Annotated in this window: 16 protein-coding genes and 5 tRNA genes; 15 read left to right on the forward strand and 6 right to left on the reverse strand. The window is 40.9% G+C overall.

The genetic code is table 11. From position 1 onward, the window contains the following. Positions 1-56: 56 nt before the first annotated feature. The 7 genes from LZZ98_RS12485 (at position 57) to LZZ98_RS12515 (ending at position 3,106) form a co-directional block, all read left to right on the forward strand. Positions 57-1,568, forward strand: coding sequence for a DUF3336 domain-containing protein (locus LZZ98_RS12485; protein WP_237788126.1), 1,512 nt, complete (start codon positions 57-59; stop codon positions 1,566-1,568). Beyond that, positions 1,528-2,373 (forward strand): protein kinase domain-containing protein, encoded by an 846-nt coding sequence (locus LZZ98_RS12490; protein ID WP_237788127.1) that lies wholly within the window; start codon positions 1,528-1,530, stop codon positions 2,371-2,373. The genes LZZ98_RS12485 and LZZ98_RS12490 overlap by 41 nt, the downstream gene beginning before the upstream one ends. A 107-nt stretch (positions 2,374-2,480) precedes the next feature. Beyond that, positions 2,481-2,565 (forward strand) — tRNA-Leu (locus LZZ98_RS12495). Positions 2,566-2,599: 34 nt separating this feature from the next. Beyond that, positions 2,600-2,673, forward strand: a tRNA-Trp gene (locus tag LZZ98_RS12500). A gap of 37 nt (positions 2,674-2,710) precedes the next feature. Then, a tRNA-Leu gene (locus LZZ98_RS12505) sits at positions 2,711-2,795 on the forward strand. Between the two features lie 70 nt (positions 2,796-2,865). Beyond that, a tRNA-Leu gene (locus LZZ98_RS12510) sits at positions 2,866-2,951 on the forward strand. Positions 2,952-3,021: 70 nt separating this feature from the next. Further along, positions 3,022-3,106, forward strand: a tRNA-Leu gene (locus LZZ98_RS12515). 143 nt (positions 3,107-3,249) lie between these two features. Here LZZ98_RS12515 and LZZ98_RS12520 read toward each other — a convergent pair. Further along, positions 3,250-3,453, reverse strand: coding sequence for a hypothetical protein (locus LZZ98_RS12520; protein ID WP_086176023.1), 204 nt, complete (start codon positions 3,451-3,453; stop codon positions 3,250-3,252). Between the two features lie 527 nt (positions 3,454-3,980). On the opposite strand from LZZ98_RS12520, the gene LZZ98_RS12525 reads away from it, so the two are divergent. Beyond that, entirely contained in the window at positions 3,981-4,253 is a 273-nt protein-coding gene (locus tag LZZ98_RS12525; RefSeq protein ID WP_442862711.1) for a hypothetical protein, read from the forward strand. A gap of 21 nt (positions 4,254-4,274) precedes the next feature. Here the strand turns inward: LZZ98_RS12525 and gloB are convergent, their stop codons facing one another. Then, on the reverse strand, positions 4,275-5,006 hold the full coding sequence (gloB, locus tag LZZ98_RS12530; RefSeq protein WP_237788128.1) for a hydroxyacylglutathione hydrolase: 732 nt from the start codon (positions 5,004-5,006) through the stop codon (positions 4,275-4,277). Positions 5,007-5,252: 246 nt separating this feature from the next. Here gloB and LZZ98_RS12535 point away from each other — a divergent pair, with 246 nt between their 5' ends. After that, positions 5,253-6,077: a PhzF family phenazine biosynthesis protein gene (locus tag LZZ98_RS12535; RefSeq protein WP_237788129.1), complete on the forward strand. Its 825-nt coding sequence runs from the start codon at positions 5,253-5,255 to the stop codon at positions 6,075-6,077. 135 nt (positions 6,078-6,212) lie between these two features. Continuing rightward, positions 6,213-8,981, forward strand: a complete 2,769-nt coding sequence (locus tag LZZ98_RS12540; RefSeq protein ID WP_237788130.1) for a M16 family metallopeptidase — start codon at positions 6,213-6,215, stop codon at positions 8,979-8,981. A 123-nt stretch (positions 8,982-9,104) separates the two neighbouring features. Here LZZ98_RS12540 and LZZ98_RS12545 read toward each other — a convergent pair whose 3' ends face one another. Then, positions 9,105-10,169, reverse strand: coding sequence for an amidohydrolase family protein (locus tag LZZ98_RS12545; RefSeq protein ID WP_237788131.1), 1,065 nt, complete (start codon positions 10,167-10,169; stop codon positions 9,105-9,107). Between the two features lie 123 nt (positions 10,170-10,292). After that, on the reverse strand, positions 10,293-10,688 hold the full coding sequence (locus tag LZZ98_RS12550; RefSeq protein ID WP_237788132.1) for a DUF3144 domain-containing protein: 396 nt from the start codon (positions 10,686-10,688) through the stop codon (positions 10,293-10,295). A gap of 108 nt (positions 10,689-10,796) precedes the next feature. Here LZZ98_RS12550 and LZZ98_RS12555 point away from each other — a divergent pair, with 108 nt between their 5' ends. Next, the gene (locus LZZ98_RS12555; protein WP_237788141.1) at positions 10,797-11,429 is read left to right on the forward strand and encodes a hypothetical protein; all 633 of its coding nucleotides are present in this window, start codon (positions 10,797-10,799) and stop codon (positions 11,427-11,429) included. A 21-nt stretch (positions 11,430-11,450) separates the two neighbouring features. Here the strand turns inward: LZZ98_RS12555 and LZZ98_RS12560 are convergent, their stop codons facing one another. Then, positions 11,451-12,911, reverse strand: coding sequence for a CYTH and CHAD domain-containing protein (locus tag LZZ98_RS12560; protein ID WP_237788133.1), 1,461 nt, complete (start codon positions 12,909-12,911; stop codon positions 11,451-11,453). A 183-nt stretch (positions 12,912-13,094) separates the two neighbouring features. Beyond that, the gene (locus tag LZZ98_RS12565) at positions 13,095-14,555 is read right to left on the reverse strand and encodes a CYTH domain-containing protein (RefSeq protein ID WP_237788134.1); all 1,461 of its coding nucleotides are present in this window, start codon (positions 14,553-14,555) and stop codon (positions 13,095-13,097) included. A 271-nt stretch (positions 14,556-14,826) separates the two neighbouring features. On the opposite strand from LZZ98_RS12565, the gene LZZ98_RS12570 reads away from it, so the two are divergent. The 4 genes from LZZ98_RS12570 (at position 14,827) to LZZ98_RS12585 (ending at position 18,409) form a co-directional block, all read left to right on the forward strand. Further along, on the forward strand, positions 14,827-15,204 hold the full coding sequence (locus tag LZZ98_RS12570) for a DUF962 domain-containing protein (RefSeq protein WP_237788135.1): 378 nt from the start codon (positions 14,827-14,829) through the stop codon (positions 15,202-15,204). 681 nt (positions 15,205-15,885) lie between these two features. Continuing rightward, positions 15,886-16,506, forward strand: coding sequence for a thiamine phosphate synthase (gene thiE / locus LZZ98_RS12575; protein WP_237788136.1), 621 nt, complete (start codon positions 15,886-15,888; stop codon positions 16,504-16,506). 38 nt (positions 16,507-16,544) lie between these two features. Beyond that, entirely contained in the window at positions 16,545-17,846 is a 1,302-nt protein-coding gene (gene hemL / locus LZZ98_RS12580; protein WP_237788137.1) for a glutamate-1-semialdehyde 2,1-aminomutase, read from the forward strand. Between the two features lie 146 nt (positions 17,847-17,992). Further along, positions 17,993-18,409, forward strand: a complete 417-nt coding sequence (locus LZZ98_RS12585; protein WP_237788138.1) for a GlcG/HbpS family heme-binding protein — start codon at positions 17,993-17,995, stop codon at positions 18,407-18,409. The last annotated feature ends 140 nt before the right edge of the window (positions 18,410-18,549 follow it).

The following is an 18,549-nucleotide window of genomic DNA, read 5'->3' on the forward strand; positions in this document are numbered from 1 at the left end:
TGTTTGATCACCTATTGAGAATAGGACATAATAATGAAAGTGTTTGAGGGATAGATATGTTATTTACAGACTTCACGACAGATATTAATCCACATCAAGCGTATCGTATAAAAAAATTAAAAGGCCAGCTCGCAGCGGCAGAAACCTATGAAGAATGGAAAAGCATCGCCCTAAAAATAGATGAAGAATCCGGTGCCCAAGAATGGAAATATGACAACTGTTCTCCCTATTTCGATGCCGAAGTTATTTCCTATCGCTTAAGTTTGCTAAAACGCTATCGTTTTCAAAAGCGCACCCAAGACCTGATGTATATATTACGTGAAGGTCTTACCTACGATATCGCCAATATTGCCCATCCCATGCTTTTTGCGGCAACTTATGTCGGCACCAAAAAAATTATTGAAGATTATGTGGAAGAAGTCAGTGAAAGCCTGGCATATATCGCATCCTCGTCTTGTCATTGTTTGTCGATGTCGGAAAAAATAGAATTTTTCCAGCATTGTAAAAAGGCCTATGGTCAACCTGCAATCATGTTTTCGGGTGGGGCAACATTGGGGTTGTTTCATACTGGGGTGTGTAAGGCACTGCTTGAGCAGGATTTAATGCCTAAGGTGTTATCTGGTTCCAGTGCTGGAGCGATTATGACCGCCATGCTGGGGACTTCAAAACCTTCACATATTTCAGGTCTGTTAAATGGCGAAAACTTTTTTACAGAAGCATTTCACTTCCGTAAATTTAATGAAATCATCAAAGGCAATGGTGGTTTTGCCGATGTTAAATATCTGAAAAAATTCCTGGTTGAAAATCTGGGTGATGTGACATTTGAAGAGGCATTTAAAACCTCGGGTTTGAATGTCAATGTAGCTGTGGCGCCATATGATGCCTCACAGGACGCTCGCATTATGAATGCCTATACATCTCCAGACTTGCTGGTTTGGAGTGCGGTATTGGCTTCCTGCGCCGTGCCAATTTTATTTCCACCGGTGAAGCTGACCAGTAAACGTCAGAATGGTCAGCTTACCCCATATATGGCAAACACGCGTTGGGTGGATGGGAGTGTAAGAAGTGATTTTCCACAAGAGAAAATGGCCAGGTTATATAACTTAAATTACACCATCGCCAGTCAGGTGAATCCGCATATCGTGCCGTTTATGCAAAGCGATTTGGAGCGTTATCGTAGTGACATGCTGAGTTGGCCTGAACGGATTATTCGCCGTCAAGGCAAGGTGATTGCCAGAGGCCTTATGGACTTTAGCCGGGGACGGATGGGTAAAATCCCCCCGATACGTCGGCTCCTCGATCATGGCTTTGGTGTAGTCAACCAAGGCTATTATGGTGATTTGAATATTGTGGGAAATTATAGCTTACGTCACTATAGTTATATGTTTCAGAACCCGCGTCCATATTTGTTCAAATTATTGCAACGTGAAGGTGAGCGGGCAACCTGGCCGAAAATATCCTCTATTGAAACCCATGCTCGAGTGGGTAAAACCATTCAGCATTGTTTAGAGCTTTTAAGTTATCAGCATGATCCAGAACAGAAAACCGCAGAATTTATTGCAGTTTAAAAAAGAGGATTTTGCCAACATCCCATTACAGCTGTACACCAAGCCCAAAAGTTTAACTTTTGGGCGTTGTTTATACACATTTGAATATCAGCAGCAACGCTATTGGTTAAAGACTCAAACCCTCAATATTCATCCGGACATCGAAGCCGGCTTTGTGCAGGAACTCAATTTTTATCGGCAATTTCTAGATCAAGCAAAAACGGTCAATTTTTTATTGCCTTTTCAAATAATTTCCCATTTTAAAAATGCCATAGAAACTCAAGGGCAGGGTACAGCAGCATTGCTATTGGCGCATGCGGATGTGTTTCTAGATGACTGTACCCTCCAATCAGTTCAACAGATCAAACAGAAGATCTTACTGTTACTGGACGCCATCGATCAATTACATCAACTGGGCTGGGTGCATGGTGATTTAAAGCGAGAGCATTTTGTTGAGTACCAAAAGCGCGCCTGTTTAATCGATTTTGAACAGGTAGAAAACATCAATTCAGCACAACAGCAGAAAAACCTAACTGCAACCCCACGCTATATGGCGCCCGAACTTTTTCACTGTGCAGATAAAACCGTACAAAGCGATATTTATGCTTTAGGCATTATTCTTTATGAATGGTTAAGCGGGCAGCGTTTGACGGCAAAAAATTACAAGGATTGGGCCTATTTGCATTGTCAGTGCTTAAGTATTGAACTTCCACAACATTTGCACGTATTTGAAAAGTTATTGATGGGCATGTTGGCCAAGCAAAACAAGCAGAGATTTGCCGATATTTACGCGATAAAACAGCTCTTACTCACTGAAAATGCTTAAGAAAAATACAGGAAAACATTTTTTGTTTCTTATTTAAACAAACAAGTGGATTTTTCATAAAAAGGTCTTGTCATGCGTAATCGATCTCTATAATATACACAGCCATTGGGGACGTGGCGAAATTGGTAGACGCACTGGATTTAGGTTCCAGCGCCGCAAGGTGTGAGAGTTCGAGTCTCTCCGTCCCCACCACTTAAATATCAACATAGCTTGATAATTAGGTAACAGAGGATTGGTGTAATGGTAGCATGACGGTCTCCAAAACCGTTCGTCAAGGTTCGAATCCTTGATCCTCTGCCAAGCTTTAAAAATCCAACTACTTGGTTGGTACCCTGATGGGGACGTGGCGAAATTGGTAGACGCACTGGATTTAGGTTCCAGCGCCGCAAGGTGTGAGAGTTCGAGTCTCTCCGTCCCCACCATCAGATTAGAGCAAGGTAAAGAGCCTTGCTTTTTTGTTGAAAAAATCCAGCATAAAGTTGGTGCCCTGATGGGGATATGGCGGAATTGGTAGACGCACTGTGTTCAGGTCGCAGCGCCTTCTGGGCGTGAGAGTTCGAGTCTCTCTATCCCCACCATCAGATTAGAGCAAGGTAAATGCCTTGCTTTTTTGTTGTAAAAAATCTAGCACTAAGTTGGTATCCTGACGGGGACGTGGCGAAATTGGTAGACGCACTGGATTTAGGTTCCAGCGCCGCAAGGTGTGAGAGTTCGAGTCTCTCCGTCCCCACCATTATATTAAAGCAAGGTAAATGACCTTGCTTTTTTATTGTCTGAAAATAAGTTAAAGATCAATAAAAAAAAGCCCCAAACAGGGCTTTAAATAGATTTGAATAATTGATTTGTTTTTGTCTCGATCCAAAAGGAAAATAGCGTTTAAGCTTTTAAATGATCTTCGAATTCTTCGCCAAGTTGCATGGCAAGTGCATTGCCTGCCAAATCACAAGTGACCAGACCATATTCTTTTTTAAAGCTAAAAGTGAAGCCACGATTATCAGTCAATGATTTTACTGAATAGCCCAATTTTTCTAACCAGATACGAAATGCAATTAAATTTTTTGCCTTAACAACTTTCTTCACGAGAAAACTCCTTGTATATAAGTTACGAACCGCTATTTAATAAATAATAGGGATGCAGCAATTTTTTTAAAGGGTAGCTTTGGCAGGTTTTTTATAAAATAATTTTTTTGTATTTTTTTTATGCAGTAAATGGCTAAATAATCGCTAAAAAATGATTTTTATTTAAGCAAGGAGTTAGATTAAATAGAAATTATATGACTGATTTTTATTTATTTTAATCGCTTTATTATTGTTGGTGAGATTATGGAAATATTTATACACAATTTTCAATTGCTGTTAAATATTCTATTGCCAGGTGATTACTTAAAAAATATCTAAGTAAAGCGATCCACTTTCAGATTTTTTATTGATATATAGATAGCCAAAAGATAGTTATCTAAAAAATATGCATCTAAAAAATGGCCATGCTTGATATAGTGAAAAACGTTAAAGTTGCCGTGCACAGTGTAGCAGGATCGCTCAGCAGTTCTGGGCTGTGTGTAGTGCAGATGATATCAACAAGCTTAGATTAAACTGGTTAAATTGAAATGATGACAGAAACCATCGAACAGCAAGTATTGGATCAAATTCAAAAGATGCAGCAACAGGATCAAGTTCCTGTTGCTGTGATGTTAGGGCATGAAGACTGGCTGATTTTTGCTGAGCAGTCGAAAGTAGCTTATACACCTTTTGGCAGTGCTCGCCGTTATCAACCGGCTTTAGGCGGTTTACTGCTGGTTCGTGTGGATGAGATGAACATGACCCAGGTGGTTACTCAGGCTAAGCTGGATGCTTATGCTCAAACGCATCAACTTTTATAAATGTCCTGTTCGCCAGTTCAATTAAAACTGATCTTTCATTTCACGTAGGCGCTGGAATGCTGCAATGCTTTCCACTCTTAAAAAAGGATTGGTTTGTAGCTCCAGTTCAATCGTGCTGGGTAAGGTACATTGTCCTAGCATGCGTTGAGCTTCTACTTTATCGAAGCGTTGCTGAATCGCAAGATTATCGGGTTCTACATGCAAGGCAAACTTGGCATTGGCCAGCGTATATTCATGGGTACAGTAAACCTTGGTTCGTGCAGGCAAAGCAGCCAGACGATTCAACGAATGGTACATTTGCTCGTAAGTACCTTCAAATACCCGACCACAACCCATGGCAAACAATGTGTCGCCACAGAAAAGCACATCCAGAGCATCAATAAAATAAACAATATGCCCCAGCGTATGTCCCGGTACGGCAAAAATCTCTACATTTAAATCATGAAAATGAATATGTGCTTCATGTTGCAGGGGATGAGTGATAAAAGGAACTTTGCTCAACTCATCACGTGGCCCATACACAGGAATGTGGCGGTTGATTAAAAGTTCAGGTACACCACCGGTATGATCTTTATGCCAATGCGTCAGCCAGATTTGACTGAGTTTTAAACCATGTTCTGCGCAATAGTCTTCGACCATATGTGCTTCGGTTGGGTCAACTGCGACCACTTCTTTAGTTGGGATATGTTCTAATAACCAAATATAGTTCTGTAATTGATTTTTCACATCAATCATATGGATTTGAAAATTCATGAGATAGAAATCAACAATATAGATATGAATAAGCTAGCGTTAAAGCCAAGTTTTTTCTAGGGGAAAATCGCAATTAATAGGGCAGGATTTATACATAAAGTTGCTGATCTGTAGGAAGAGATAAAGCTCATCCTCATAGACAGCTGTTTATTTTAGAAATGGTTGCTATTGAATGCTGGTTGAAACGATTTCTGTATTGCAGTCAGCACATGCAAAAATGCAGAGCCTAAAATTGGGGAAATAAATATGAAAATGTATCAGGTGGATGCGTTTACAACAGAATTATTTAAAGGGAATCCAGCGGCTGTGATTATCACCGAGCAATGGTTAGATGAGGCGTTAATGCAAAATATTGCTCTGGAAAATAATCTGTCTGAAACGGCGTTTGTTAGAGTAATGGATGCAGAGAATTATGAAATCCGCTGGTTTACCCCAACCACAGAAGTGAATTTTTGTGGGCATGCCACTTTAGCCAGCAGTTTTGTGCTATTTAAGGATTTTACTACTGCGAAAACCATTCACTTTCATGTAAAAAACTTGGGTGTTTTTGTCGTAAGCCAAGCGGCTGATGGCAAAATCAAAATGAATTTTCCGATTCGCCGTGCAGAAAAAATTACCCATTATCCTGAAATTTTAAAGCAAATTTTAAGCAAGCCATTTAAAAATGTTTATTTAAATACTCAGGCTTACATTATGGAATATGAAAATCCGCAAGATGTACTGGATGAAAAGCCCAACCTGCAATTATTAAAACAATGGGTACAACATCAAGCAAAAGTAACAGAACCGCAGGTTGCGCTGGATCTTGCCATTACGGCTCAGGCTGCTGCACCTTATGATTGTGTATCTCGTTATTTTGCCCCAGCCAATGGTATTGACGAAGATCCGGTTACCGGTTCAATTCATTGCGCCATTGCACCGCTTTGGGCAGAAAAATTGGGCAAGAGTGAAATTCTGGCTTATCAGGCATCTGCACGTGGAGGACACTTATATTGTGAAGTGCTTGAAAATGAACGGATTGAAATTTCAGGTTATGCCAAGTTATATATGCAGGCCGAGTTAAATTTTTAACTTATAGATATAAAAGAACTACAAAGCTGTTGAAATAAACAGCAATTCTTGCAAAAAGCTACTACTCGTCATCATCATCATTTTCTAAGATGTGATGGCTTAAAAATTCATATGACTGAATAAATTGGAATAATTATGCTCATGCGGTTTAAACAACTTACTATCTCATTATTATTTGTTGGCTTTAGTGCAACTGCTTGGGCACAACCTATTTTAATTAAATCTGAGCAGAAGATTGAAGAATATAAATTAGACAATGGTTTTCGCGTGGTGCTGGCGCAAAATGATAAAGAAAATAAAGTATTTATGAACACGGTCTATCTGACCGGTTCACTCAATGATCCGCAGGGCAAAGGCGGTTTGGCGCATTTGCTAGAGCATCTGGCATTTAAGGGTACCCAGAATATTAAGGGTGAAGAATTTCAGCGCCGTCTGGATCAGTACACCTTAATGACCAATGCCAGTACCGATTATTATTCCACTAAATATACCAATATTATTCGTCCTGAACAGAATGTGATTAATGAAGTGATTCATCTTGAAGCCGAGCGCATGGATAAACTGGTGCTGCAAGAAAAGTTTGTGCCTTCTGAAATTTCCATTGTGAAGCGCGAACGCGAAGTTCGTATGGACCAGCCTTTTTCGGTGATGATGGACCAGATGTGGAAATCGGCTTATGGCAACCGGTATTTGGGACGTTTGCCGATTGGCGATTTAAAAGAATTACAGTCGATCAAAATGGATGAGCTGAATAAATTTTACCGAACCTGGTATGCACCGAATAATGCCGTCATGATCATTTCCGGTAAATTTGATAAAGCAGCCGTATTAAAACAGATTGATCAGCAGTTTAGTTCAATAGCAGCCCGCCAAGTTCCTGCCCAGACCAAAGTTCCGGTGCTGGATTCAGCCAAAATTCAGCAAAGAAATTTTGTCGTGAAAAAGGGCAGTGATCTGGCCAAGTTCAATATTTATTTGAACGGCAAAAATGAAAAAATCAAATCTGCTTTGGCACTGGCCCCTTATTTATATACCATGCAGCCGAGTGGACATCTCTATCAAAGCGTGGTGGAAACTGGGCTAAGTACCGGTGTTCAATCGACCACCTGGCTGGATCAGGACTTTAATCTGGTGTTTATGGGAGCGGTTTACGCGCCAAATCATGATGAGAAAAAGGTTCAATCCGAACTGGTTTCAGGAGTGGAAAAGAGTAAGCCCTTTAATGAGACCGAACTGAACCGGGTGAAAAACCTGATTCAGAATCAGGCGGACAGTGTGCTGAGTAATTCAGCTGCGCTGGGTGGGCGATTAAGTGATTATTATGTGGCTTATCAGGGAGACTGGTCACAGTATTTTACTGATCTGAATAATGTAAAACAGCTCAAGCTGAACGAGGTCAATCAGACCCTAACCCAGTTTTTAGTGCCTGAACACCGTATTTCTGGTGATATTAAACCGACACCGGAAGATCAGAAAAAAGCATTGCAGCAACAGGCCGCCGAGCAGCCTAAAACGCCAAATCAGACCAGTGTGCAAGAAGAGCCGCTTAAAGATAGCAGTGTGTATAAGCAGGAAGTCGCGGAATATGTCAAAACTTCCAAACAGTATTTGCTGAGTACGGAAAAGAAAATTCAGCGTGGAAAATTGAAAAATGGCATTGCCTATGCCTTATATCCGACCTCCACCCGTGATGATAAAACCTATGCCACGATTTCTATCGATTTCGGTACAGAACAATCCTTATTTAACAAAGGTGAAGTGCTGGATTTGATGGCGTATTTACTGTTGCGTGGTTCAGATCAATATAGCTTGCAGGATATTACCGACAAATCGATTGAAGCAGGCGGTGGAGCAACTGCTAGCGCTTCTGCAAATAGCATTACCATTCAGATTGTGGCGAAAAAAGATAAATTTGATGACTTCTTTAAATTTATGATGCAGGTACTGAAAAAACCGAAGTTTGAACAGTCGCAATTTGATTTGATCAAGTCACAAAGCTTGTCGAGTCTGGATCGTCCTTATACTGAACCTGAAACGGTTGCAGCCCTGACCATGACCCGCTTATTAGAAACTTATCAGCCAGGAGATTTACGTTACCATTTTGAACCGGATCTTTCCAAACAGCAGATTAAAGCGGCAACCGTTGAGCAAGTGAAAAAGTTGTATCAGGATTTCTTTGTCAGCAATCATGCACAAATTGCCATCACCGGTGATTATCAAGCTCAGCCCATGCTTAAACTGCTGCAAAAAGAATTTTCAGGATGGAAAGCGCAATTGCCTTATCAACGCCTAAATTCTGATTATCAGGCCTATAAGGCACAAAAAGTTCATGCCTTGGCGGAGCAACGTGAATTTGGTAATTATCAGGCTATTTTGACCTTGCCGGTAGGTTCAGATCATGCTGATGCACCAGCACTCATGGTGCTGAGTCATATTATGGGTGACTCGCAACTGTCTTCACGTCTGGCACAAGAACTACGTGAGAAAAATGCCTTGGTGTATGGTTTTGGCAGTGATCTGGATCTGGATGAATGGATCGATTCAGGTGCACTCACTATTGAAGCCAATTATACGGCAGCGAAGTCGGCGCAAGTATCACAAGGGGTGCATAAGGTGCTGAATGATTTACTTAGTAATGGGGTGACGGAACAGGAGCTGGAAGCGGCCAAAGCCAATATTCTGAAAAAACGGGTCACTGCTTTGGAAGATGAGCGCAATATTCACGCAATGCTTATGCCACAACTGGAACATAATCGCGACTTGTTGTTCCGTGAAAAACGCGATCAGGCATTTGCAAAACTCAGCAAAGTCGATGTAGACGCCGTAATCAAGAAATACATCAAATTGGATCAGTTGGTGGAAGTCATGGCAGACCAGTATGGGAAGCCACAAACCAAGTCATAATGTTTAATCCCTTCTTTATAGAGCTATAGATCTGAATTTTTCATTTTTATAATAAAGAGTGAACCCAATAAAACACCTCCCTTTTATAAAGGGGGGATTTTTGGATTTTGGCAGATGGAACAGTTATAAGCGATAAAACTGCTTCGCATTATGATGAAATATCCGTTCCAGTGCACTCGCATCACAAGCCACAACTGCATCACTAAAGGCATCAATGATGTTGACCAGTGAAGTGCTGACCTTATCCATCGGGAAGTTGGAGGCAAACATTACCCGGTAACTGCCAAAGTGTTGCAGCACATGGCTGATAAGGGGAAAGGCCAGGTCATAAACTTCCTGTTTGCTGGCTAGGCGGTTTTGCTTATGGAACTGATGACCCAACACAGGCATAAACAGGCCTGACATTTTGGTATAAACATTCGGGCAGCTGGCCAGCTCGGCAATATCTTCCTGCCAGCGTACCAGAATGTTTTCCCGTGCGACTTTGGTCAAGCCGGTCAGCGCACCCACATGGCCAAATAGACCGGCAGGCGTGCCAAAATGATCCAGTACGATAGAGGTTTCTGGAAACTGCTTGGCTAAAGCAATGACATCACTCAATTGAGTGGAATATACCCAGGCATCAAAAGTTAAATTGTTTTGTGCGATGGCTTCAAAGCCTTTTAAAAACTTTTTATTGCAATATAAATGCGGTTCATCGGCCCAGGCGCGGATTTCTTTGTCTTCATGCACTGCGGCCATTTTACGAATGCCTTTAAAGCGCGGCGAAGCCTTTTTATGCAATTGCAAAATCTTTTTGAAATTGCTGTCTCGTGGATCTGCCGTTGCAACAATACCGCCAAGTTTGACCGTTTCTACATTAAAGGGCAGCGATTCAATAAAGTGAGTTTCATCGATCACGCCTTTCCCCTTATTCTTATGCCAGCCAGCTTCCACATGCACCACCTGTTCAACCTGGTAATGCCCGATATCTTGCACATAATTTTCCGGTAAATAGGGTGCGGTAACGTGATTGGTTAAGCCTACGGTTTCAATGAGATCATCAGCATTCACCATACGGACCATTTTGTCGAGCAGGTAAGGATGTTTACCCAGTAATTTGACCGCCAATGCAGCTGCATGCGGCGTAGTATAAGGATTCCATTGGTGAATATGTGCATCAATAATTGCAAAATCCAGCTGTTGCATTTCTGTCCTTGGTTCAGCAAATCTCTGTTAGTTAAAATACTGTAAAGTATTATGGCTTTAAATAACCTTTCATCAAAAAAAAAGGGCCTAAAAAAAGCCCTGACGGGCTTTTTCAACGGATGATCAGTGCTGATGATCATGATCATGATTATTGGCATGAAATTCTTCGTTATGACGGAAGCGAAGATAGTTTTCAAACTGTTCACAATATTCATCATAGTTGTCTTCCAGCATCATCTGGAACTGCTGCATGATATAAGACATCACCTGATCTTTGGCATCGCGCATTTCATTGCCATCTTTAAAGTTATTGGCAGCCACCCAGGTATTAAAACGGGCAGTACCGAACAACATTGCAGCACTGACTTGTCCACGCATTTCAGCAGGTTTTACAGCTGAACCTTTTTCTACACGGCTAAACTCATTGGCTTGTTTAATAAATTCATCAGCACGTTCAAAAAAAGCAGCATTTAACGCTTCTTCTTCGGTTACATCTGTTGCTTCAATCTTTTGAACCATGAACTTTTCCTGCAAAAACGATCTAATGGCATATTATAGGCAAAGCCTTGCAGAAACTAAACCTTTGGCTTAATCTAAAAATAGCCTAAGCATAAAATGGATACTCCAATGCAAGATGCCATTGCTGTTCAAAGTTTAAAAAGTGACATTGCCTTATTGCGACAAAATATTTGGCCGCCTGCAAATCTGGCCAATGTTGAAGGCTTGCCCATTTATTATGGTTCTAAAAAAGAAGTTGATGAATATTACCGGCAATGGACGGGTTTAATTGAAAGGGCACAAGAGCTGTTTCAGCCTTTTATGGAGGATGAAACCATTGATGCTGTGCATTTACCCAGCCATTTGAACCTGCCGTTATTTTATTTTCATGTCGATCGAATCCGGATTAACAAAACCCGCGCCAAAGAATCGAAAACCTTTCGTGGTATTGCCAGCCTGCTCGATAAATGCGGAGAATATCCACCCGAGCAGATTCAAGCCATGAGAGCCTGGCTGGAAAGCGATGATACGGCAGCATTGGTGGCACACCGTGAATTTATCGATTTGCGCACTTATGTGTTCCAGCATGGGCAAAGTGAATATACCCGCACACGGTTTTATGTAAATGGCATTGTGCTGAGTACAGAACCACATTTTGAGCTGGTCGATGCCCGTGATAAGCCGCGCAAACAGCGCAATGACAGTTATAGTGACCCGTTGGCGGATAATGGAACCTGGAAAATTTTTGGCAAATATCGCTAATATTTGGTTTTCTTTTTTTACTTACCAAAAAGTATCGGTTTTAGAATAATCATCTAAATGCTGTTTGGCCTGTTGCAGAATGTATTTTTTTTCATTGGCAATCCAGCCCACGGCAAACCATGCTTTTTGCTTCCTTTTTACGATGTTCTGAAACATGACTTCAGCCACCATTAAATCGTTATATTGTCCCAAACTTTCTTGGGCTGGTTTTAAATCTTTAAGATAGCGCTTTACATCTTTGTTTGGATAAAGCGAAGCCACGAATTCTACACAATAACGCAAGCGTTTGACCCGTTTGCGGGTACGATGCCGGGATGGAATATCCATCTGTAAAAATTGATCGGCATCTTTGCAGATCTGGTGATGTAATTTTTGCAGTTTTTTGGCGATATCTTTTTTTAATCCGGATTTTTTCTGTTTTTTACTTGGCCGATGGAAAAACTGTAGTAAATCCAGAATCAATTCAACAAAGTCTGAAGAGCGTAATGATTCATCCACTGCAATCTGATTTTCTTTAGTAATATTCGGAAGTTCAATATAAGGTCCTCCCGCTTGTTGTAATTGCGGTAACAGTCCTTCGTTCAAGGCATCGCAGTCACGGGTTGCACCCAGTTGACGAAATAAGCTGGTCAGCTGTTCTTGCCACTGCGGATTGACCTCATCCGACCAATCATCAAACACACGTAAGGCACTTCTTAAACGGCGAATGGCAACCCGAGTCTGATGCACATGTTCGCTATCATATTGTCCGGAAGCGATGGTCGATGCATTCGGCAATAGGTGTTGCAAGGTATTATTGATGATCTGCTTGAATACGTGATCTGTTGAATCCTGTTGATTCAGTTTGAGCGGGCTTGCAAACTGAGCGGGAGGAATTGTTAAATCCTGTGCCAGCAAATCACCGCGTTGAGCTTTACTTCGCACATCCAGCCATAAGTGATATCGCTGCACCCAGGGGTGAATAAACTTGATCAGGTCTTGTATGGAACCTTGTTTAAGCTCAAATTCAATTTCATAAATTGATACGCTCTGATCGTTATGGCGAATCTCGCCGCGATCCAGACTCACTTCAATTTTTGAACGGTTAAAATGAATCACATGTACCAGACGTTGAACGACCGTTTCATATTGCACAGTCAGGTTTTTAGCCTGTTTGCCCAAAGCCTTTTGCAGCAATTGTTTTGCTTTTGCATGCGACTGGTAAATCTCAAGGTCCAAAGAGGGGTTTTCTAGCTTGCCTAGATCGGTTTCCAGTTCAAAACGTTGTAAGGAATGATCGCTGGGCGCTTTTAAAGTTTGTATCCAGTGATCGTCTTCAAGACGTTGCCGTAATGAAATATTTTTTTCAGCCAAATGTCGTTCGGGCGTGTCATAGTATTTTGCGTATAAAGAAATCAAGCGAGCATTCTTGTTCAAGAAGAGCTGATAGAGCTTTTCTTGATCTGATGCGGGGATCTGAAATTTTAATTCTACTTCAAGCATGTTAAAACTCCTGACGCTTCATCATCCGATAGGGCCATGACTTTCATTGTAAGCCAGTATCAAAAAAAGAGTAGGGTTTTGCCAGAAAGTAGATCAAGCGTATGTCGCCCCACTCATTGGTGTGCATTAAAAGATCATGCCATACGCTTTGATTTTACTGGTTTAATTTTGTTGCTTTATTTGTTACTTAATAAATTTACGACTCACTAGGAATTGTTCTGTCGCTTCAAGCAGGTTTTGTGCATACACTTCCTGTTTTGCTGTCAGCCAGCCCAACACGAACCAGTCACTGGCTTCAAGTTCGGTTTGCTGAATATATTCGGCAGAAGAGGACAGAATCTGATATTCACTGGCTGCAAGTTGCGCATCATTTAAAGCTTTGCTGTATTTTTGCAAATTCTTGACATCATAAATTGAGGTCAGGATCGGAAAGCTAAACTTCAGTTCATGAATTTTAGTGGCTAAGATATCCAGACTCGCAAAATCAGTAATGTCAGCGCCGTTTAGGCTGTCTTGCAACTGTTTATATTGATTTTGTAGGGTGGTTTGCGCAAAACCTTTTAGGTCTTGTGCTTGCGCCTTATCTTCCTGATCCAAACTGAACATCAATAATTCCAGATAGTGATGCACGTTTTGGGTTGAACGCACCAGATTGGCCAACTTTTCTTTGGCGTACAAAATATCTTTGGCTAAATTTGATGCAGTATTAGGGTTCTGTAAAAATGCACCTAAAGTGGTTTGCATGTGCTGCAAATGCTGCAAATGATCGAACTGCTGCTTAAATGCACCCAGTTGCATGGCCCATTTATCTGAAACAGCCTTATTCCAGTCTTTAAATAAAGATAGCGTCAAATTCAAATGATCCAGGGCAATTTGCGCTTGCTGAATATGTTCCTTTTCCGCAACGCCTGCTGAAATGGCTGCAATATTCGGCAGTAAATGCTGAAGTTGCTGGGCAATCAGTAGTCTGAGGTTTTTATTGGCCGGATCTTTTTTACTTAAATTAAATTCTTTGGCAGATTTTGCCGGACTCACTTGTTGCTGGGTTGCTAAAAGATTGCCGATTTCAGCTTTACTACGCACATCCAGCCATAAATGATATTTTTTTACCCATTCAAAGCTAAAGGCTAACAGCGATTGAATAGAGCCGGCTTTAAGTTCAAATTCAACTTCATGCACTTCAGTTTGCGCCGTTTCGGTACGCACTGCACCGACATCTAAACTGACTTCAATATCGGTTTCTTCAAACTGAATCACCCGAAAGGTGCGCTGTATATCGGTTTCAAATTGCAGTTTGAGCTGATCCTGTGCATCTCCCAAAGCATTTTTCAAGATTTGCTGTGCTTCGGCATCCTGATTATAAATCGATAAATCCAGTTGCGGGGCGTGTTCAAGTTCACCTAGGTCATGATTATGCTCAAAACGGTGTAAGTGGCTTTTTCCGGCAGCTTTTAAGGTTTGAATCCAGCGTGTGCCTTCCAGACGTTGTCTTAAGGCAACGCCGTGCTGAGAAAGTAGGCGATCTTCAGTATCATAATATTTGGCTTTCAGTTGAATAATTTCAGATTTTTTAGGATCTAATGCCTTAGCTAGGGCATTACGTCTTGCTTCAGGAATTTGAAATTTTAATTCCACTTCAACCATGATCTTTCATCCTAATTTTTTGATGCGATGTCAACAATGAAACATGACATCCGATAGCTTACAAATGCGTTATAAAATCTATTTTTTCTAGCGCCGGAATTGTATTGTTCATTCTAGGCTTCTGATTGTAGCGAAAATGAGGTTTGATGTAAGACTTGACGAATGGATTTGTGAATAATTGCTTCGGAAATGATCAAAAAATGATGCTAGCGGACACTTTAATTTGAACAAAATATGCGCTAACGTAAATGAAAACAGCGGGACGACAACTATGAATACAACGATTCAGCTCCAATTTGAACATCAACCGGAATTTCAGCTGCCGATTCAAAACTATCATGAATTTTATCGGTTTTATCTCACTGAGCACCGTAATATCATGAGTCGCCGTTTGCACATATTGGGCAGTAGTGTCGGATTGTGTTTATTGAGCCGTGCTATTCTAAAAAGAAAGCCCAAATATGTGGCTTATGGTTTATTGGGTGGTTATGCCAGCGCATGGATTGGACATTTCGTGTTTGAAAAAAACAAGCCAGCAAGTTTTAAACAGCCGCTGTATAGTTTTATTTCCGATTGGCGTATGTTTTCTGATGTAATGCGCGGCAATTTAAGTTTAAAAGATCGCTCTCTAGATAAAATTCCAAGTTAGTTCAATCAGCTGCTCACTCTTGTTTGTTATGTGAACAGTGTCGCAAAAAAATTTACCTAAAAATAAAATAGATGAAAATTTATGAGGTATAAGCTTGCAATGATAGGGTGAATATCTTATTAATAGAACAGACGTTTAAGAAGTTGATTTTTTCACTTCAAAACTGTCCCAGTCTTAAAGTTTTCCAAGCCTAGAGCGACCTTTCTCTAGGCTTTTTTTATGCAAAGAATTCTGTATAAAAGCTGAATGTTTAGAAGTAGGGTAAAAATACATTTTTTATAAACATAGAAAATGACTCAGGCATGAATCATCCATCAGGATTAAAAAATAGTACGCAATTTTGGCTGAGAGCCAAGATAAAATAAAAATAGGGCGACTCCCTAATCCCTCATTTGCTTCCCCAAGCGCGTTTTATAACAAAGGATCAGGAAGTCTGTTCGTTGCTCCAAGTTTATGTTTTTATGGTTATTATTATTTTGTTGTTTATTAAACCGTTTAATGTCCAGATGATCTATCCCTGAAAATGGGTATTTTCACTAAATTTTAAATAAAGTTACAGTAGTTTTAGTTTTTAATTTTTTGCACATTTTTCTGCTGTAATGCTAAGGAATTAAGACAGTCCCGCTGAATCTTGTCCCTGATATGCCTATAATAGGGCAGTTTTAGTTTTGGCAGTTTGTTATGCGCGGTTTATATCTGATTACCAATGATGATCCTTTAGAGCTTTTATTAGCTAAGCTGGAAGGCGCAATGGCCAATGGTGGTATTGCAGTCTTGCAATACCGTCGTAAAAAAGTCGCTAAAGAAGATCAGACTTATGAAATTGAGTACATGAAAGCCATGTGTGCTGAATATAGTGTGCCTTTCGTAATTAATGATGATCTTGAAATGGCGGTCAAATACGGTGTAGGTGTGCATTTAGGTCAGGATGATGGTTCTATTGTCGATGCTGTTGCACGTTTGCCTCAGGGCGTACTGATAGGTCGCAGCTGTAATAACTCACTTGAGTTGGCTGAACAGGCAATTGCTGAGGGTGTAAATTATGTGGCATTTGGGGCGATCTATGCTACCAACACTAAACCTGAAGCAGGAAACATTGGCTTAGAAACCTTAAAACTGGCCAAAGAAAAACTGAATGTGCCGATCTGTGCGATTGGCGGTCTAACCGTTGAAAATTCCAACGAAGTCATTGAATGTGGTGCAGATTATTGTGCGGTGATCAGTGATATATTAGGTCGTCCGATGAATGCTATTCCAGAGCGTTTAGATGAATGGTCTGCGCTTTTTCAAGCTACAGCATAAAATATTTTGATTGATTTAATTTTTAGTCGAGTGCCTTCATGAGCTTATCTCCAAAGCAAGAACAATTGTTCAAACAAGCCAATAAACATATTCCGGGTGGAGTGAATTCACCTGTGCGAGCATTTAATGGGGTGGGCGGTACGCCTGTATTTATTGAAAAAGCCAAAGGTGCGTATTTATACGATGTCGATGGAAAACGCTATGTGGACTATGTGGGCTCATGGGGACCAATGATTCTGGGACATGCCCATCCTGAGATCATTAAAGCAGTTCAAGAGGCTGCGGTAGATGGTTTGAGCTTTGGTGCGCCAACAGTTCATGAAACCACGCTTGCAGATATTATCTGTGAAATTATGCCGTCTATTGAGTTGGTGCGTATGACCAACTCAGGTACTGAAGCGACCATGACTGCGATTCGTCTGGCACGTGGTTATACCGGTCGTGACAAGATTGTAAAATTTGAAGGCTGTTACCATGGTCACTCAGATTCACTTCTGGTTAAAGCAGGTTCTGGTTTATTGACCAGTGGTGAAGGTGAAGCGACTTCTGCGGGCGTACCAGCTGATTTTGCAAAACACACGCTGACTCTGCCTTACAATGACATTGAAACCTTAAAAGAATGCTTCGCAAAATTCGGTTCTGAAATTGCAGGGGTGATTGTAGAACCTGTTGCAGGGAACATGAACCTGGTGAAACCGATTGACGGTTTCCTGCAAGCGATCCGTGATGTATGCGATGAGCATGGTTCTGTATTTATCATTGATGAAGTGATGACAGGTTTCCGTGTCGGTCTTGGCGGTGCACAAGCACACTATGGCGTAACTCCTGACCTAACCACTTTAGGTAAAATTATTGGCGCAGGTCTACCAGTGGGTGCTTTCGGTGGTAAACGTGAAGTGATGGAATGCATTGCACCGCTTGGTAAGGTTTATCAAGCAGGGACATTGTCAGGTAATCCACTGGCGATGCGTGCCGGGATCGAAATGTTTAAACATCTCCGTGCTGAAGGTTTCTACGAGAAATTATCTGCGCAGCTTGAGAAATTGCTTATTGGCTTGCAAGCTGCTGCGGATGAAGCAGGTATCCCATTCAAAACCCAGCAAGTGGGTGGTATGTTCGGTTTGTATTTTACCGATCAAGAAGACATTACCAGCTTCGATTCAATGCTGAAATGTGATGTGGATGCATTCCGTAAATTCTTCCACGGTATGTTAGAACGTGGTGTAAATTTTGCACCTTCTGCATTTGAGGCGGGCTTTATTTCCGCAGCACATAGTGATGAAGATATTGAGTTTACTATTCAAGCTGCCAAAGAAACCTTTGCTGAAATGAAAGCTTAAGTTTTCGAATCCTCCCTCTTGCGAAGCGGTGCTTCTCACCTTTTCAAAGGAGGGAACTCTCAGATAACTAAATCATAAGTTCCCCTCTTTCTTAAAGAGGGGTTAGGGGAGATTTAACTTTTTTATATTTATTAGGGAAAATATAAATGCAAACCAAACATTATTTGACTTTAAGTGATGCGGAATTTTTATTAAATCAAGCCCATCAATATGCGATTCAGAACAATTTTAATGTCAGTATCGCCGTTGTAGATGAAACGGGTAATTTGTTAGCGATGAAGCGTATGGATGGGGCTTCTCCAATGACAGCCAATTTGTGTTTGGAAAAAGCCAAGTGTTCTGCGATTAGCCGCCGTCCATCTAAGCTGTTTGAAGATTTGATCAAAGGTGGTCAAATGGGTTTTTTAACCATGGACAGTTTTTCCGGCATGCTGGAAGGTGGTGAGCCGATTCTGTACCAGGGGCAGTTGGTCGGAGCGATGGGTGTGTCAGGTGTGAAGTCATTTGAAGATGCAAAGATTGCACAGGTGGCGATTGAGAAGTTTGTGGCACAGCTAATTTAATTCAAGAAAAAAATTGATTAGCTCAATAGCCCAATATATGTTAAATGGGTTATTTTATTAATCTATAAGTATTTGATTTATATTTAATTAAAAATATATTTCCTACAATATGTACTATGTTAATTTTAATAGCATTAAAC

The sequence above is a fragment of the Acinetobacter sp. SM34 genome, from assembly GCF_022012365.1.
Taxonomy (GTDB): domain Bacteria; phylum Pseudomonadota; class Gammaproteobacteria; order Pseudomonadales; family Moraxellaceae; genus Acinetobacter.